At 44.2% G+C, this 19,200-nt stretch carries 8 protein-coding genes; all 8 read right to left on the bottom strand.

Translation table 11 applies throughout. The features are described from left to right. Positions 1 to 146: 146 nt before the first annotated feature. The 8 genes from HMPREF1212_RS07790 to HMPREF1212_RS07755 all read right to left on the bottom strand — a co-directional run bounded on the left by HMPREF1212_RS07790 (position 147) and on the right by HMPREF1212_RS07755 (position 19,170). The gene (locus tag HMPREF1212_RS07790) at positions 147 to 2,519 is read right to left on the bottom strand and encodes an ABC transporter permease (RefSeq protein ID WP_046148980.1); all 2,373 of its coding nucleotides are present in this window, start codon (positions 2,517 to 2,519) and stop codon (positions 147 to 149) included. Between the two features lie 247 nt (positions 2,520 to 2,766). Continuing rightward, positions 2,767 to 5,154: an ABC transporter permease gene (locus HMPREF1212_RS07785; RefSeq protein ID WP_046148979.1), complete on the bottom strand. Its 2,388-nt coding sequence runs from the start codon at positions 5,152 to 5,154 to the stop codon at positions 2,767 to 2,769. A gap of 145 nt (positions 5,155 to 5,299) precedes the next feature. Then, positions 5,300 to 7,642 carry an ABC transporter permease gene (locus HMPREF1212_RS07780; RefSeq protein WP_046148978.1) on the bottom strand — a complete coding sequence of 781 codons (2,343 nt, stop codon included), beginning with the start codon at positions 7,640 to 7,642 and terminating at the stop codon, positions 5,300 to 5,302. 200 nt (positions 7,643 to 7,842) lie between these two features. Then, the gene (locus HMPREF1212_RS07775; protein ID WP_046148977.1) at positions 7,843 to 10,200 is read right to left on the bottom strand and encodes an ABC transporter permease; all 2,358 of its coding nucleotides are present in this window, start codon (positions 10,198 to 10,200) and stop codon (positions 7,843 to 7,845) included. 17 nt (positions 10,201 to 10,217) lie between these two features. After that, entirely contained in the window at positions 10,218 to 12,590 is a 2,373-nt protein-coding gene (locus tag HMPREF1212_RS07770) for an FtsX-like permease family protein (protein ID WP_046148976.1), read from the bottom strand. 649 nt (positions 12,591 to 13,239) lie between these two features. After that, on the bottom strand, positions 13,240 to 15,579 hold the full coding sequence (locus HMPREF1212_RS07765; protein WP_028727312.1) for an ABC transporter permease: 2,340 nt from the start codon (positions 15,577 to 15,579) through the stop codon (positions 13,240 to 13,242). Between the two features lie 141 nt (positions 15,580 to 15,720). Next, positions 15,721 to 16,806 carry an alpha/beta fold hydrolase gene (locus tag HMPREF1212_RS07760; protein WP_052724937.1) on the bottom strand — a complete coding sequence of 362 codons (1,086 nt, stop codon included), beginning with the start codon at positions 16,804 to 16,806 and terminating at the stop codon, positions 15,721 to 15,723. A 36-nt stretch (positions 16,807 to 16,842) separates the two neighbouring features. Further along, a complete protein-coding gene (locus HMPREF1212_RS07755; RefSeq protein ID WP_046148975.1) occupies positions 16,843 to 19,170 on the bottom strand; it encodes an ABC transporter permease in 2,328 nt (775 codons plus the stop codon). Positions 19,171 to 19,200: the final 30 nt, after the last annotated feature.

Below are 19,200 nucleotides of genomic sequence, written 5' to 3'. Positions count from 1 at the left end.
TTTTACTTAATTCAATCAAATTTCATGCCAGAACGATAACTCTTTAGCAATCAAAAACATTCGCTACACCACTTAAAAATGAATGTCTAATAATTAGACAGTCGTGTCAAATTATTAGACATTCACAAAGGAAATTAAAACCTCGCTTACTCCGCCTTCATACTATCCACCGGATTGGAATTGGCGACCTGCCAGTTCTGGAAAGTAACGGTAATAAAAGTAATAACTGACACGATTACAAAAGAAACCAGGAATACCCACCAGTACATCGGCGTGCGATAAGCAAAGTTTTCCAACCAGCGATACACGCCATAGAATCCTACCGGAGCTGCCAGCAGGAAGCAGATTACCAGAATAAACAAATATCCTCTATTGAACATGACCAATATCTGTGATGTAGAAGATCCCAGAACTTTACGGACAGCGACCTCTCTCCTCCTGTACTCGCTCTCGAACACAACCAATCCGAATACACCGACAATAGAAATAAAGATGGCTATCACACTGAATAAGGTAATCAGATTACTGATCTTCAACTCCTTCACATATGTCCGCTGCAATATCTCATCATAGAAAGAAACCTTGAAGGGATAAACCGGATCGATCTTTGTTAACGATGTTTTCACATGTTTCATTGCAGCCCGCAAGTCGCTACCGGCTTTTACCCTGACATAAGCGGCACTATAATACTTGTTTCCTTCATCTCCCCAACGGTACTTTCCCCAGACATAAAAAGTCATGGGCGATACTTCGTTGCGGAAGGAAGCAAACTTCACATCCGGCATAAAACCGATTATCTCATCTCCGTTGATTTTATCACCCAGTTCCAGGTCGTATGTCTGACGGGCTTTCTCATTAAAGATATAGCATCCGGTATCTTTCAGATCGTCTTCAGGTCGGAAATCACGGCCTTCCGTCACCTTTATCCCCATTGCATGCAGGAAAGAAGGGGTAACAGGAATACATTGGAAGCTGATTTCCCGGTCTTTATAGTCACGTCCCCACCCCATATAATAGTCATGACTTGAAAGTACCTGTTCGGAACAAGCCAGCTCTTCAATCCCGGAGAATGTCTTCAACTCGCTCTCCAACACACCCAGATTCTTATTTATTTTACTATTCAATTCAATAATGATCAGCTCGTCTTTATCATATCCCAGCGGTGTATTTTGCATATAGTGGTTCTGTAAATACATGAACATGGCACCGATAATAAGGATAAAGGAAGCGATAAACTGGATGCTGACCAGCGTACTGCGAAGTACCCGTCCCTTGGACGACAACCCAAAACTTCCTTTCAACACCAACGCCGGCGGAAAAGAAGTGATGTAATAAGCAGGATATCCTCCGGCTAACACTCCGACAACCAATGAGATAATAGCCGTTGCAACAATAATCTCCGATTGTGCCGAAAAAGCCATATCCGCATCCAGCAGGGAAGCAATAAAAGATTTGCTTGCCACAAACAACATTCCCAGCGATATCAGATAAGCCACCACACTCACAATGACAGCTTCCGCCAGCAAACTAAGACGAAGTACGTTATCCGGACTACCCAATACCTTCTGCGTGTTGATACTCTTTATACGCATCGGGGTAAGCGCCGTACTGAAATTAGTGAAGTTGATACCGGCTATCAACAGGATAATGAAAGCGATGGCAAACAGAACACGTACCGTCTGCCGGCTAGCTTTCGGCATTGTATCGTAAGAGGTATTAGTCAGAAAATGTAATTCAGGAAGTGGCGTGAGGCGCAAGTCTAGTCCACCGCTTTCCCAGGTAAAATCTTTACCGAACTGAAGAGTCGCATCGAAATTCTTCTTAAAGTTCTCTTTTACATCTTCTATGTTGGCCGGATCATCCAGACGGAAAAAGAAATGATAATTATTGTTTCCATAGGCATCATAATTCTCTTTCGGGGATATCTGCCTGTAAATTATATTTCGCATGGAAGAGTTACGGGGGAAGTCCTTAAAAACACCGCTGATCGTATAGAGGGTATTCCCCGTTTCCACGCTCATCAGCCGTTTACCCATTGCCGATTCATTGCCGAAAAGACGACGCGCCATACTCTCGGGAATGATAGCAGTCTCCGGTTGATCCAAAGCCGTTTCATTCCCTTCCACCATATCAAAATGGAATACGCGGGTAACACCGGATGTAACTCCCGTTATCGCATCCTGGTAATTTTGCCTTTCCCCGTTATGTTCCACATAGTAAAACACCTCTGAATTCCACGAAGTCATAATCATGCCCCCCTTCACATGTGGCGACGATTCCGTAAAAGCTCTCGCAAAAGGACGACTGACCACAGACCCTAACCCTCCTTCATACTCCTTATCCAACCGGAAGATCGCATCAGCCTGCGGCTGACAAGAGTCGAATGTGTAGTCGTAATTCACCTGCATCATTATCACCATAAAGGCGGTAAAGGCAATACTTAACCCCAGTATATTCAGCAATGTCGCCATTTTGAAACGGCGAAGCACGCTGATGAAGTTCCTTAAAATAGTTTTCATATACAATTAAATTATTACTTCGATTTAAGATTGTCTATAGAATATCTATATCAATAGATACGTAATAATTTAATCAACGTTGCATAATTGTTATTCCTTTTTAAAACTATCTACCGGATATACATTGATTGTTCTCCATCTAAGACCTGTAATATATAATAAAAAGCCCTTGGATATCCAAGGGCTTTTTAAACAATCCGGCAATCCGGAACTGTACTAAAATAATTCTACAAAAAAACAATATAAACTATTCATTCTTGATACTGAATACCGGATTCTCTCTTGCCGCCCGCCAGTTCTGGAAAGTAACCGTAATGATCGTGATCATGGAAACCAGGATAAAAGCTATGACAAATACCCACCAGTAAATCGGGGTCTTATAAGCAAAACTTTCCAACCATTTATTTATTGAATAGAAAGCAACCGGGGCAGCCACAACAAAACAAATACATAATATATACACATACGTCTTATTAAACATTATCAGAATCTCGGAAGTAGTCGATCCCATCACTTTGCGTATACCGATTTCCTTTTTCCGGTACTGGCTGTCGAATACCACCAGGCCAAATACTCCTACGATCGAGATAAATACAGCGATCATACTGAACAAAGTGATCAACGAACTCAGGCTCTCTTCTTTTTCATACAACGTATTCAAAACCTGATCGAAGAACTTAATATCAAACGGGTAATCCGGATGTATCTCTCCCAATACCTCTTTTACGTGAGTCATCGCCGCACGCATATCCGAACCGGCCTTTACTTTTACATAAGCATATGCAGCACCTCCACTATATCCTGTACCCCGTACGTAGAAAGCCATCGGAGTCACTTCCGTACGGAAGGAAGCAAACTTTATATCCGGGATAAAACCTACCACATCGGCATCCTGAATCTTATCGCCCAGCACAAGTTCATAGAGATTCTTCGCCCGCTCATTAAAGATAAACGCACCATTAACCGTTAAGGCATCTTCTTCCCGGAAATCCCGGCCTTCATTTACATGGATATTCATTACTTTCAGGAACGACGGGTCTATCGGCATACACTGGAATTGTATGGTTTGTCCTCTCAACTCACGCCCCCACTCCATATACTGATCCTGGCTCGATAACATAAACTCGCCATAGGTCACATCTTCAATGCCGGCAAAAGACTTCAAACGACTCTCGAAAGCATCCGAGCTCTTCAGTATAGGCGCAGTAATACTCGTCACGATCAACTGATCCTTATCATATCCCAACGGGCTGCTTTGCATGAAATTATTTTGCAGATACATAAACATGGATCCGATGATCAGCACAAAAGAAGCGATGAATTGTATGCTGATAAGCGCATTACGCAATACCCGTCCCTGAGGGGACAAACCGAAACTACCTTTCAGCACCAATGCCGGTGAGAAAGAAGTCATATAATAAGAAGGATAAAGCCCCGCCAATAAACCGGTCAGCAGTGCGATCAGACCTGTTACGGTAAGCAACAGCGGATGCGCAGCGAAAGACATATCGGCATCGACTAACCCCGCAACAGGAGTTTTCGCAGCAATATAGACGAACCATAAAGCCAACAAATAAGCTACTACACTGATACAAACCGCTTCCATCAAGAGGGAGAAACGTAATACTCCGTCAGAGCTACCCAATACCTTTTGCGTATTGATACTCTTTACACGCATCGGAGTCAGGGCTGTACTGAAGTTGGTAAAGTTTATGCCTGCAATGATCAGTATAATCAATGAAATAGCAATAAGAACCAGTACGGTCTGCCTGCTCGATTTAGGAGTCATATCGAAAAGTACATCCGTAGTATAATGTACATCTTGTATACGAGTGAGACGGAAATTCGGTTCACCGGAGTACCACGACATATTCTTCCCCAGATCATCTTTCCTGTAATATTCCAGAAAGTCATTTACCAGCTCTTTAGCCGATTCAGGATTGTCGAGCCGGATATAAAAGTTGTAGCTGGAATTCCCCCAGTCATGCAAATCCTGCTTTTCATCCAGTTTCGTAAACACTGCATTCCGGATGATACTATTACGGGGAAGATCCTTATAGACACCACCAATCGTATAACCACCTTCTTTTGTTGTAAAATAACCGGCCAACCGTCCTTTACTCTCTTTCGCAGTGATCCGCTTACCGATAGCCGATTCCTGTCCGAAAATCTTCTGCGACAGGCTTTCCGGTATCAATACTCTATCCGGTTCGTTCAGGGTTTCGGCCGAGCCTTCCAGCATTTCGAAATCGAATACATCCATGAAAGAAGGATCGACAGCAATGGTCGGTTCCATATAGGTATCTATAAATCCTCCCCGGTCTACCCCATAAAAGGTTTCATTGTAGAAAGGAATAGTAACTGCACCGGCCAGAATATGCGGAGAGAAATCAGTAAAAACGTTACATAACGGACGCGAGAGGACAACCTGTGTCGATGATTTATCCCATTGTAATTCTACCCGATAGATATTATCGGCATTCTTATGGAATGTGTCGAAGTTCTTATCATAGTCTACCTGCATCATGATCACCATAAAAGCGGCAAAGGCAACAGATAGTCCCAGGATATTAAGAATTGTCGCCATCTTGAAGCGGCGCAATACACTGATAAAGTTACGAAGAATTGTTTTCATTAGATGTACTTTTTATTTAGATTGATTCAAATTGCGTGCCAAAACAGCCAACACACTAAATATCAGAATATTGAATATTCAAAGAATTATAGTATATGTCTAAATATTAGACACTGGTGTAAAATATTTAGACATAAAGAGTATATTAATTATCCCTAATATTCTCTACCGGATTGGAAATAGCCGCCTGATAGCTTTGTACTAATACGGTAATAAAAGAAATAATCAGACAGAACAACCCGGCAGTGGCATATATCCACGGTGAAAGTTCGATACGATAGGAATAGTCTGCCAGCCATCCGTTCATAAAGTACCAGACGAGCGGTACAGCAATAACGAAAGCGATTGCCACATACATCAGAAAAGCCTTTACTAACCGGATAAGAACCTGTGCGTTTGTTGAACCGAATACTTTACGCACGGCTATTTCGGACGAACGTTGCTGTATGAAATAAGTCGACATAGCCAACAACCCCAACAACGAGATAAGGACAGCGATCACGGCAAAGATCATTACAATCTTTAAAGTCCTTTTCTGGGCTGTAAACGATTTTTCAACCTGTTCATTGATAAACATTCCCGAAAACTCCAGACCTGTCAACTTCCCATAAACAGCCGCCACCTCTTTACGGGCCACAAACGGATCTCCTTTTACTTCGACAGTGATACTACGCAGTCTCACATCATCCCTATTCGAACAAATCATTACGACTGTCGGACGTTTCGCTGTCAGGATATTATTCAACTGGAAATCTTTAACGATACCGGCCAGCGGTACTTCCTCCCAATTCCTGTGTTTGTAAGAACGGGCATCCTCCGGTAATTCCAATACCTTCATAAACTCCTCGGAAAGATAGTAGCGCACAGTTCCCGCCACCTGATTATCCCGCAGGATTTCAAAACCGAGCATATCGAAAAAGGTCTTATCTCCACGGAACTCCTGCGAACTGATATTCTTACCGTCGTAAACACCGGTAAAGTTCATTCCCATACTGAAAGGAGTACCTTCCGACACCCCGACCCGGTTTACACAGGCCAGCTGTTCCAATTCGTTCACCAGGGTGTAACCAGTCTTGCGATCCGGCAGCTCCCCTCCGTAAATATCGATGATATTGGTCGAATTATAGCCTAACGGGGCATTGACCAGATATCTTATCTGCAAAAACATAGTAATCGAAGCAGCAACCAGACAGATCGTTATCACATTCTGAAAAATAATGAAGAACTTGCTGAATACCATCTTTGTCTGTTTACGGAAAGTTCCCCTCACCACTTCGATCGGTTTTGCATTCGAAATCACGATAGCCGGTAATAGCCCGGCCACAAATCCGGTCAAGGTGATCAGAAGAATGACAATCAATCCATTCAGCGGAGTAACCATTTCGGTAATATCTATCTTTTTCTGCAACAGGTCGCTGGCAAAGGGAGCAAAGAAAAAGGCCAGCAATAAACCGAGCAGAAAAGAAATCGTAGTCAACATGGTAGATTCCATGATCAGGCGCGCAAACAGCTCTTTCCGCGAAGAGCCCAGTAAACGCCTGGTAGCCATCTCTTTTGCCCGGAAACCTGTTTGTGCCACTGTCAGGTTGATATAATTGATAATAGCAAACAACAGGATAAGCAGGCCGACCGATAATAAAATAACTACAAATTTATAGTCACCCCTCTCTATCGTAACCGACCCGAGTTGTCCTTCCGGTTCCCAGAAATACAGCTTCTTCAGTGGGATAAACTCTACAACAGTCGACAACTCCCGTTCATATATCCAAAAGAATGTTTTAAACCAGTCCTTTATTTCTTCCGACCGGGAAGATATATCGGCTCCGGCACGTTCCATGACAAACACATTGACAGCTCCGGCACTGTTATAATTATCGAACATATCATATCCTACTGCCTTCAGATTATCTACCCGTGCCAAAATATCTTTATCGGGGATAACGGAATGCCGTATATCCTTCATCACTCCGTTGACAACCAGGGTCAGATCCTCTTTGACACGGATCGTTTTCCCTATCGGATCCTCATTTCCAAAATATTTGTTGGCAAAAGACTCGGATATCACGGCATAGTTTTTAGCAGCCAACGCCTGCTCCCAATTACCTTTTACCAAAGGGAAATTGAAGAAATCGAAAAAAGTCGTATCGGCAAGCATCAGGTTTACCGTCAGGTTCTGGTCACCGTTCTGAATAGGAAGATGGTCAAAGATGTTACAGAATACATGGCATACTTTTTCAATCTCCGGATAACGTTCTTCCAGACGGTACCCAATCTCAAAAGCAGATCCTATATCCCTCCCGTTACTTAATTCATAAATACGTTCCGCTTTTTCGTGATAGCGATCGGTCGACAGTTCACCGACTACATAACTGGCAATCAGAATCACAAACATCAGTGATACGGATAAGCCGAACAGGTCGATAGCCGTGTAGGCCTTGTTCCTCCCTAAGAAATTAAGGAAGGATTTAAAATTCAAAATATTACTCATGGTTCATCAACAATTTGGTTTTACTCACACCTTATATTACTACTATTCATTAGATACCTTATTCTATTCAAAATGCGTGCCAAAAGGGATAACACACTAAACACCAACCATATAAACCTGTACATAAAAAGAAGTCCTGTCCAATAATTGGACAGGACTGTCTAGTTTCTTTACAAATCAATACCGTTAATCCGGAAGGATCAATTATCCTTTATATTCTCTACCGGATTGGTTGTTGCCGCCTGATAGCTCTGTATAAATACGGTTACAAATGAAACCAACAGACAGAACAATCCGGATACGACAAATATCCACGGAGACAACGTGATTCGGTATGAATAATCGACCAGCCAACCGTTCATGAAATGCCAGATCAGCGGTATGGCGATGATAAAGGCAATCGCCACATAGGTAAGGAATGCTTTAACCAATCGGACAAGAACTTGTATGTCCGTTGAACCGAAAACTTTACGTACGGCTATCTCGGAAGAACGTTGCTGGATAAAATAGGTCGACATGGCCAGCAATCCCAGCAAGGAGATCAGGATGGCGATGAAGGCGAAGATCACTACGATGGTCAGTGTTCTTTCCTGAACGGCAAACGATTCTTCAACCTGCTCATCCATAAACTTACCGGTAAAGTCCATGCCGGTCACCTGTTTAAAAGTGTCGGCTACTTTCTGGCGGGCAACATAGGGATCACCACTCACTTCAACGAGAATGTTCCAAGGCTTATCTTCAAGATCTTTCGGGTTATCTTTCAGAATGATGAACATCGGGCTGTTTTGTTGCAGGATATTACGCAGCTGGAAGTCACGTACAATACCCGCCAGGGGCTGGGTACCCCAGTGGGAAAGGTCGACGGTACTGGCATCGTCGGACAGTTCCAAGGCACGCATGGCACTCTCGGTGAGATAATAGCGAGACGAATTGGCCACATGGTTATCGCGCAGGAATTCAAAGCCGAGGATACCGGCATACGACTTGTCGCAACGGAGCATCTGGAAGCTGATTTTCTTACCGTCCGCGTAACGGGCAGTGTAATTCATTCCCATATTGAAAGGGGTTCCCAGTCCGGCTCCGACACGATCGACGCTGGCCAGTTGTTTCAGTTCGTTCATAAGCGTGAAACAGGTCTGCTCGTCGGGCAGCTCCATACCGTTTATGTCGATAATGTTGGTCGTATTATAGCCGAGAGGAGCCTTAATCATATATCTCACCTGCAAAAACATGGTAAGCGAAGCGGCAATCAGGCAGATGGTAATAGTATTCTGAAAGACGATGAAAAACTTGCTAAACACCATCTTCGTCTGCTTACGGAACGTACCGCGTACTACTTCGATAGGCTTGGCATTGGAGATCACAATGGCCGGCAACAATCCAGAGATAAAGCCGGTGAGGGCGATCAGGAGTATCACGATCATACTGTTCAATGGAGTGAACATGCCAAGCAGATCGATCTTCCTATCCAACAGATTACCGGCATACGGAGCGAATACGAAAGCCAACAGCAATCCGAACAGGAAAGAAACAGCCGTCATCAGCGTCGATTCCATGATCAAACGTGAGAAAAGTTCCTTACGCGATGAGCCAAGCAGACGACGGGTAGCCATCTCTTTAGCACGGAAACCGGTTTGTGCTACCGTCAGGTTGACATAGTTGATTATAGCGAAGATCAGGATGAGCAGGCCTACGGACATCAGGATCATAACGAATTGCCAGTTACCGCGCTCGATAGTGTACATACCCCAGGGACTGGTTTGTTCCCAGAAATAAAGTTTCTTCAGAGGCACAAAATGGATACCCTTCGATTTGTCTTCTTCAAATGACCGGAGGAAGGTTGCGAAATATTCGCGGATATCGGCCGAGCGCGCAGTAATGTCAGCACCAGCCCGTTGCATCACGAAAACGTTGGTGGCTCCATAACTGTTATAGTTGCCGAACACGCCTTCATCCTCTGCCAGAAGGTGAACATTTTCGATCCGGAAAAGGATATCCTGATAGGGGATAACGGAGTTGCTGATATCTTTCATAATCCCGTTGACGGTCAGCGATAATTTGTCGTTGATACGGATCGTTTTGCCCATCGGATCTTCATCGGCAAAATAACGGTTGGCAAAAGATTGGGAGATCACGGCGGAGTTTCTGGCTGCCAATACAGTGTTCTTATCTCCTCTTACCAGCGGAAAACTGAAAAAGTCGAAAAAAGTAGTATCGGCAAGCATCAGGTTGGCCGTCAGGTTCATATCACCTTTCTGAAGCGGCGTTTTATCAAAAACGCGTGTCATAACATGACACACTTTTTCAATCTCCGGATAACGTTCTTCCAGGCGATAACCTATCTGATAGGCAGACCCCATATATTCACCATCAGTCAGCACATAGGTACGATCCACGTTTTCATGATAGCGATCGGTCGTCAGCTCGCTGGTCACATAAGTGGCGATCAGGATAACGAACATTAATGATACCGACAGACCGAACAAGTCGATGATAGTATATCCTTTATTCCGTGCCAGGAACTTAAAGAAAGATTTTAAATTTAATAGATTACTCATAATATATTATTGTTTAATTATTCACTCTTGACACTATTCACCGGATTCTCATTAGCCGCTTTCCAGTTCTGGAACGTGACCGTCAGCATGGTAATAGCCGCCACAATCACAAAGGCCAGTGCAAATACCCACCAATAGATCGGTGTCTTGTCGGAGAAGCTCTCCAACCATTTATGTACGCCATAATAAGCGAAAGGAACAGCGATAACGAAACAGATCGCCACAATACGCAGATAAGACTTATTGAACATATTCAGGATCTCTCCTACCGTCGCCCCAAATACTTTACGTACTCCGATCTCTTTCCGGCGGTATTGTGTTTCAAAGACAACCAAGCCAAAGACGCCTACGATCGACAGTACGATAGCCAGCAGGCTGAACAAAGTTATCATCTTTTTCAAATACTGTTCCTTATGATAGAGGTTATTGAATACAGTATCGTAAAACTCTATCGTGAACGGATACGCCGGGTCGATATCAGCAATAACCTGTTGGATATGGGCTACAGCGTCTTCCACATTGCTTCCGGCCGCCAGGCGGATATAGCAGACAGGGGTTACCTGTCGCTTGGTAACGATGAAAACCAGTGGCCGGGTAAATGTGCGCAACGACGAGATTTTCACGCCTTCGATAAAGCCGGCCACATGCCCGATACCCATCCAACTCTTCTTCAGCAGGTGATTGGGCTCCATATCGGGTACGAGTTCTTGTACGTTGCTGGTGAAAACACAGGTGTACGTGGAATCGTTCTGTGCATCCGAGCGAGTGAAATCGCGACCACTGATGATGGGTATTCCCAATACATCGAGTAAGTTCCACGAGGCATATACTATTTCCGAGTTAAATTCTTTATCGTTGCAAATGAAATTATTTGCCGAATAGTTGTTCGAGGCGCCAACCTTGTCGCTAGCAAAGCCTACGTTTTCGATGGCGACATGTTCTTTGAGGCGATTCTCCAACAGTTCGCCCGACTGTCCGGCCATATCGGTGCTCAGGAGAATCATAGCGATCTGGTCTTTATCAAACCCGAGTTTGAAAGAACGCATATAGTTATTCTGAAGCTGTATGAAGATGGAACCGATAATCAAACCGATAGAGACGACATACTGGAAACCGATCAGGATCATACGTAACTTCCGTCCCGAAGTGGATAGTCCGAAACTACCTTTCAAGACCAATGCCGGTTGGAAAGAGGTCATGTACCATGCCGGATACAATCCGGCTACCGTTCCTAACAGGATGGCTATCCCCGCCATCATAAATATCAGGGAAGTATAGTGAAACAGGTTCGTATCTGCTTCAACGAATGAAAGAACGCCTGCCCTGTGCAACATCCAGGTGAGCAGGAAAGAGAGCAGGCAGGAAAACAGACAGATAGCGATCGCCTCGACTACCAGACTCGTCCGCAGGCTGACAGTCGAACTGCCTAAGACCTTCTGCGTATTGATGCTCTTGATTCGCATTGGTGCCAGCGAGGTACTGAAGTTCGTAAAATTGATCCCGGCAATGATGATGATCAGTATGGCAATCAATACCAATAAGCGCATGGTACCGAGATTGCCGGTTTTAGTTAAGTCTTCGTATTGACCGGGCATATAATAAATATCAGTCATAGGGATCAGGTGCATCTTCGTCTGGTCGCCGTCGCCATATTTAGAAAAGTCGAAGGTTTTGTTGAAATTGTCTTCCACCTCCTGACGGGATGCGGGTGAGTCGAGCAAAAGGTAACCCGTGAAGTTCTGGGAATACCAATCGTTTTTCGCCCAATCCTCCTTCATCCGGGCATAAATGGCATTGGGCATCTGCGAGTTTTCAGGAAAATCTTTATAGACACCGCCGACAGTAAAATTTTTCTGATCCATGTACCATATATAGTCCTGACAATAAATGACTTTTCCCAGGGCCGATTCTTTACCGAACATTCGTTTAGCCATGCTTTCGGGGATAAGCACCTTCTCCGGATCTTCCAAGCAGGTGGCAACGCCTTCTTGTATAGAAGGTTGAAACACATCGACAAATCCCGGATAACAGGCGATGACCGATTCTTTGAAACCTTTCCGATTGTTCTCCTCTCCTACCGTTACATACACATCCCCACCGGAAGGTCTTAGCAATACAGAGCCTTCGATATGGGGAGATGAGGTAAATACGGCATCGGCTAATGCGCGGGGTAATATGGAAGCGTAAACGTCTTTTTCTCCGTGTTTCACATCTACCCGGCAGATACGTGAAGCCGTCGGATAGCACCGGTCGAAAGTCTGCTCGTATTTAACTTGCATCATAATCACCAGGAAAGCCGTAAAAGCAACAGTCAGCCCTACTATATTCAGAAAAGACGCCATCTTGAAACGGCGCAGTACGTTAATAAAGTTACGCAATATCGTTCTCATCAGTACAATGTTTTTTGTTATTTCATCTTCTATGCTTTCTAACGTTCAAATTGCATGCCAAAACTACAAATAATTAATTATCAAGCATATACAAATAAACTTAATTCAACATCTGTCAAAATATTAGACAGTCCTGTCTAGTTTTTTTACATGCGCCAGGACTACTGAGACAGCACGCTAGCTCTATAGTACGGCACCTTCAGCCCTATAGGGTGAGGTTGCTTACTCTATAGGGTGGCATCACCTACCCTATAGGGAAAAGCGTACTACTTTATAGGGAAAAGCGTAAGCCTTTTTCTGAACGGGTAGGCACCGGTTCGCCAACGGGTAGGCACCCATTTAAAATAGTTCCCGACCCATTTCTAACAGGTCGGGAGCTAATTTTATCCTACACCGCAGCTATCGGATATTTATTCTGAAAAATGTTTTTGGGAATTTTGGGTTCATGCCTTCATTCAGCCATTATTTCACTGAAAATATGATAGTTACCATATGAACCCGGTATTCAGTTTGCCTTCATCTGAAAATTGCGGGTTCATCGGATGAAGGCAAAAAGGAAGTGCCTTCATATCTACACCTATTGCATATCAATGGATAAACAATTAAATGAAGGCATGAAGGCACTTTTTCCGAAAACAGCTATCATAAGTTATTTACCAGCTATACTATCCACCGGATTGGCATTGGCTGCATAGTAACTCTGAACGAACACGGCTACAAATGAGATCAACAGGCAGAAAGCACCGGACGCTATAAAGATAAGCGGATTCAGACTGATCCTGTATGAATAATCCGACAGCCATTGCTTCATGATATACCATATAATCGGTGTTGCGATGACAAAGGCTATTGCCACATAATTCAGAAATGTACCAACCAACCGCATCAATATCGCCTTATTATCCGATCCGAATACTTTGCGGACAGCTACCTCCTGCGAACGTTGCTGAATAAAGTAAGTAGACATAGCCAGCAATCCCAGCAGCGAGATCAGGATAGCAATACCGGCAAATATCGAAACGATCTTCACCAAACGTATCTGCGAGTCGAACGATTCCTGTATCTGGTCATCCAGATATTTACCTTCAAACTCTACCTTAGTAACATCTTCAAATATCTTACGTACTTCATTATATGCAGTATAAGGATTGCCTTCCACTTCTATCAAAACATGCCAGGGCCAGCTGTTCGGCTCATTGAAGTCTTTAAAACGCAGCATGATAGGAGAACTTTCGTCTGTGATACGGCGCAGATGGAAATCTTTCAATACACCTAAAATTGGTGAGGGTTCACTGTCTTTGAGATTAAAAACCTTGGCATCTTCCGGTATATCCATATCCCGGAATGCCCGTTCAGACAGATACCAACTCCAACTATTTGTCGAAGCCACCTGGTTATCATGCTTAATCTCCAACCCCAGCATCTTAAAGGAAGCACTGTCGAGAACCATCTGCTGGAAACTAAGAGATTTGCCTTCATAAACACCTGTCAGGTTGTTGGTTCCGCTGAAAGGAGTTCCGTTACTGAAGCCAATCGATTTGACACATGTCAACTGGCGCAGTTTGTCTACAGCAGCTGCACGCTCGCTATCAGAATTGAACTGGTTCTCGGCCACAAGGATATTCTTTGTATTATAACCTAATGGAGCCTTAATCATATGGGAAATCTGAAGCCCCATCACCAAAGCTGCCGCGAGTGTGGCTATCGTAATGATATTCTGAAAAGTGATAAAGCATTTACTGAATACCATCTTTGTTTGCCGGCGGAATGTACCGCGTACCACCTCTATCGGTTTCGAGGAAGAGATAAGCAGAGCCGGTAATAATCCGGAAAGAAAACCGATCAATAGGATCACTCCTGCTGCAATTCCGATCCACCCCGGAGTACAAAGATCTGTCAGGTATAAATGTGTATTCAGCAATCCATCGGCATAAGGTACTGCCGCCATAGCCAGCAATAGACCCAGACCAAACGATATCAGGGTGAGGAATAACGATTCCAGCATCAGGCGCAGGAATAATTCTCCACGTGAGGAGCCCAGTAAACGGCGTGTAGCCATCTCCTTCGCCCGCTGTCCGGCCTGTGCAACCGTCAGGTTGATGTAATTGAAGATAGCAAAGATCAGGATCAGGATGCCGACAGACATCAGTACCAATACGAAGTTACGGTCTCCGTGTTGTAAGCTTGAGTATGGGAATGAGGCAAAATAAAGTTCATTCAACGGCGTTATCGTAATTTCTTTCCATACATCTATTTGATAAGGCCAGAAAGATTCTTTAAAGAATTCATGAATGTCGTCTATTTTCCCCCGCAGGTCGGCTCCTTCATGCAGCATCAGGAAACCGGCAGTGGCACCGGCATTATTATAAGAGGTCTTGGTCAGCCCACTATTAAACTCTCCGACACGTTCTATACGGATCAGTATATCACTGGGCGGAAGGACTGACTTACGTATGTCTTCTATCACCCCTGTAACAATAACGGAAGTTGAGTCGCTGATACGGATGCTTTTCCCCATCGGATCATCCTGTCCGAACATTTTGTTGGCAAAAGTTTTGGAGACAACGGCGTTGTAACTATCCTGTAATGCCTGATGGCGATTGCCTTCCAATAGTTTAAAGGAAAAGAAATCGAAGAAAGTAGAGTCGACACAGGTCATAGATGCCTTCAGCTTCTTATCCCCGTAAAAAACCTGCCAGTTATTGAAATAGTCGGCAATGACCGGACAAACTTTCTCTATCTCCGGATAACGATCCTGTAAACGATAAGGTATAGGAAGAGCAGTGGCCGGGCCGCTTTCATTTCCTATCACATAAATGCGATCCCTGTTCTCATGGAATTTGTCGGTTGCTAGTTCCTGCGCGGTATAAACAGTGATCAGGATAACAAACATCAGCGAAATAGATAATCCGAAAACATCGATCGCCGTATACGCCTTGTTCTTACTTAAGAACTTGAGAAACGAATTAAAATTCAGTACATTATTCATATCTTATAGTGTTATTTATTCATCTAACTCTACACAACAAACATCAAAATACATGCCAAACAGAATAATACACTATATATCAACAAAGTAAATTTTCATAGTTAAAGTCTGCCTGTCTAATTATTAGACACTATTGTCTATTTATTGGACACAGGAACGGACGATCTCTACAAACCTTTCCGGTTCTTCCAGATTGGGTGAATGTGCAGAGTTTTCCATTGTGTAAAATCCTTTTTCCGGAGCGGATATCCGCTCACTGTATTCCTTGGCCAACCGGTATGATACCTGGTAGTCGTACTTGCCCTGAATAATGTAAACCGGAATATCGAAGGAAATGGAGCTTTCAAAAAGATTATCGTTGAGAACATTTCCAAACATATTCCTTGTTGAAAACATTGTTCCGCGAAGATAATTTATTTTCTCACCAAAAGTATAACCTTTAAAGTATAACAGATCCATCATGACAGCAATCATAGAGCTATTCTCATGTTTTATTCCGATTCCGTATTCATTCATCAGGAGAGAACGGGTGGTAAACAGATAATCGTTTGAAGGGAAACCGGCAGCATTCTTATCCCATTTACTTAGTGATTTTACAGCACTCTTATCGCCTCTTTCCTGTGCCTGATCCAGCATATAGTCGTATGCTGCACGTTCCGACTGGAGCTGGTCGCTCACCTGCCCTATACCAAAATAGGCTTTATATAATTCGGGATATTTCCCGATGGTCTTTATCCCTAGATACGAACCCCACGAATGCCCCATCAGATATATTTTACCTTGTCCGAAACGTTTACACAGATATTCGGTCACCTGGCGGGTATCTTCTATGAATTGTTCGACAGTCATCCCTGCCAGGTCGGTGTCTGGGCTGAAAGTCATACCCGCTCCCCGCTGATCCCAGTAACAGACGGTAAAGTATTTTTCCAGGCGTTCGTCTTTTTCGTCTGCTATACAAAGTGGCAACTCCGGACTTCCAGGCCCTCCATGAAGAAATAGTAGGATCGGATTATCCGGGTTTTCTCCACGCAGGAAATACCCTTGCTTGATACCGCCGATATCCAACCAACCTTTTTCCGCAATAGCATTTTCAATGACCTTACCATGACTGTCTGTTAGTTTATCCAGTTTTCCACTGCTGTAACAGAGAACGGATAACACTCCGATCAATAATAGCCCTGCGACCGACAAAAGAACGATCGATATTACTTTAATTAGTCTTTTCATATAACAAACATTTATCTACCGCACAAAGGTAAGATATTATTTATTGGCTATACTATTCACCGGATTGGCATTGGCTGCTTTATGACTCTGGAAAAAGACTGTGACAAATGAGATCAACAGGCAAAAAACACCGGCAGCGACAAAGATCAACGGGTTCAAGGAGATCCGGTAAGAGTAGTCGGACAACCACTTACTCATAAAGTACCAGATAGCCGGTGTCGCAATTACGAAAGCGATGCCGACATACATCAGGAATGCGCCGATCAGACGGAACAGAATAGCCCGGTTATCCGAACCGAACACCTTGCGGATAGCTACCTCCTGCGAACGTTGCTGGATAAAGTAAGTCGACATGGCCAACAATCCCAGCATAGAGATCAGAATGGCTATTCCGGCGAAGATGGAAACGATCTTGGTGGTACGTAGCTCCGCCTCAAACGACCTCTGCACCTGCTCATCCAGATAAGTACCGTCGAAATCCAGTCCGCCGGAAGCCGTTTTATATATATCACGTATTTTTTCGTAAGCGGTGTACGTATTTCCTTCCACTTCCACAAGGATACTCCAGGGATATACATCTTTCCGGGCACTGATACGAACCATAGCCGGACGGGTCTCATCCGTAATATTGCCTTGCTGAAAATCACTTACAATACCGGCTATCGGTGTAGCTTCTTTGTTCCATAGAAAACTGGGAGCATCCTCCGGTAGTTCCATATCCTTCATCGCCTTCTGGGTCACATACCAGCTATTTTCGGCTAACTGGTTGTCACGGACAATCTTATAGCCTAACATGTTGAATGCCGTACTATCCATGATGAATTGCTGGAAGCCGAGGAACTTACCTTCATAATCGGCAGACTGATTATTACTTCCGCTAAGCGGCATACCGGCAACCAGACCGACCCGTTTAACGAAAGACTGGCGACCGAACTCGTCGATGGCGGCATTACGGTCGGAGTTGTTGGCAAAGTGATTTTTTATCTCCAGGATATTCTTTGTATTGTATCCGAGTGGTGCACTGATCAGGTGACGCGATTGCAGAATCATGACAATAGAAGCGGCGATCATCGCAATCGTGATCCCGTTCTGGAAAGTGATGAAGATTTTACTGAATACCATCTTCGTCTGCCGGCGGAACGTACCGCGCACAATATCGATCGGCTTCACCGACGAGATCAACACAGCCGGCAGTAACCCGGAAAGGAAACCGATCAGTAAGATCAGCACGATGGCAGCCATGATCCATACCGGCGTGAAGGTCGCCCACATGTCAACCTTGGTCTGCAACAGGTTATTTACAAAAGGAACCGCCGCAAGCGCCAACAGCCAGCCTATTCCGAAAGAGAGAACAGTCAGTAAAGTAGACTCCTCCATCAAGCGCAGGAACAGCTCTTTACGGGATGACCCCAACAAACGGCGGGTTGCCATCTCTTTAGCCCGCTGACCGGCCTGTGCCACTGTCAGGTTTATATAGTTGAATATCGCAAAGATCAAAATCAGGATACCAACGGACAACAGTACGATAACGAAACGTTTATTACCGAACTGAACGGCTCCGAACCCTTGCGAACCACTAAAATACATATCATGTAAAGGCATCAAACCGACTTCTTTCCACATACCCTGCTTATAAGGCCAGAACGATTCCTTGAAATAACTAAGTATATCATCGATCTTCGGAGTCAGGTCGGCGCCCGGTTTCATCATCAGGAAAGGAACGGCTGCACCGGCATTTCCGGAATGCTCCATACTGATCGAGCCGTTAAACTCATTCGCACGTTCGGCACGCATCAGCAGATCGGCATAAGGGATGGTTGAGTTTTTGATATCTTCCATAACACCGCCAACCATGTAAGATGTTGAATCGCCGATCACGACACTTTGTCCTACCGGGCTTTCGGTACCAAATAGTTTGTTGGCGAAGGTACGCGAGAGCACCACATTTCCTCTGTCTTCCAATGCCCGCTTCGCATCCCCCTCCAGCAGTTTGAAAGAGAAGAAATTGAAGAAGCATGAGTCGGTAGCTATGACCTTTGCAGTCAGTTTTGTCTCGTTTCTTTTTACAGTTTGAGGGGCGACTCCGGTGGAAATGACCGGACAGACCTTTTCGATCTCCGGATAACGCTCCTTCAGGTTATAAGCTATCGGTAGACCGGAAACCGGACCCATATCGCTGGTCAGCACATAAATACGATCACCGTCGGTATGGAACTTATCGACAGATAATTCCTGCACGGTGTAAACGGCGATCAGGATAACGAACATCAACGATACCGACAGTCCGAACACGTCAATCGCCGTGTATGCCTTATTCCCTTTCAGGAATTTCAGAAACGATTTTATATTCAACAGGTTATTCATGCTCTTCTTTTTATATTATGTATCTCTTCA

Source organism: Parabacteroides sp. HGS0025 (assembly GCF_000969845.1).
GTDB classification, from domain to species: Bacteria; Bacteroidota; Bacteroidia; order Bacteroidales; family Tannerellaceae; genus Parabacteroides; species Parabacteroides gordonii.
Note: the sequence above shows the minus strand (reverse complement) of the source record. Positions and strands in the feature narration are given on the sequence as shown.

Coding starts and splice junctions, on each gene's coding strand:
- HMPREF1212_RS07780 (WP_046148978.1), bottom strand. CDS start 7,642: ATGAGTAATATTTTGAATTTTAAATCCTTCCTTAATTTCTTAGGGAGG.
- HMPREF1212_RS07785 (WP_046148979.1), bottom strand. CDS start 5,154: ATGAAAACAATTCTTCGTAACTTTATCAGTGTATTGCGCCGCTTCAAG.
- HMPREF1212_RS07775 (WP_046148977.1), bottom strand. CDS start 10,200: ATGAGTAATCTATTAAATTTAAAATCTTTCTTTAAGTTCCTGGCACGG.
- HMPREF1212_RS07790 (WP_046148980.1), bottom strand. CDS start 2,519: ATGAAAACTATTTTAAGGAACTTCATCAGCGTGCTTCGCCGTTTCAAA.
- HMPREF1212_RS07755 (WP_046148975.1), bottom strand. CDS start 19,170: ATGAATAACCTGTTGAATATAAAATCGTTTCTGAAATTCCTGAAAGGG.
- HMPREF1212_RS07760 (WP_052724937.1), bottom strand. CDS start 16,806: ATGAAAAGACTAATTAAAGTAATATCGATCGTTCTTTTGTCGGTCGCA.
- HMPREF1212_RS07770 (WP_046148976.1), bottom strand. CDS start 12,590: ATGAGAACGATATTGCGTAACTTTATTAACGTACTGCGCCGTTTCAAG.
- HMPREF1212_RS07765 (WP_028727312.1), bottom strand. CDS start 15,579: ATGAATAATGTACTGAATTTTAATTCGTTTCTCAAGTTCTTAAGTAAG.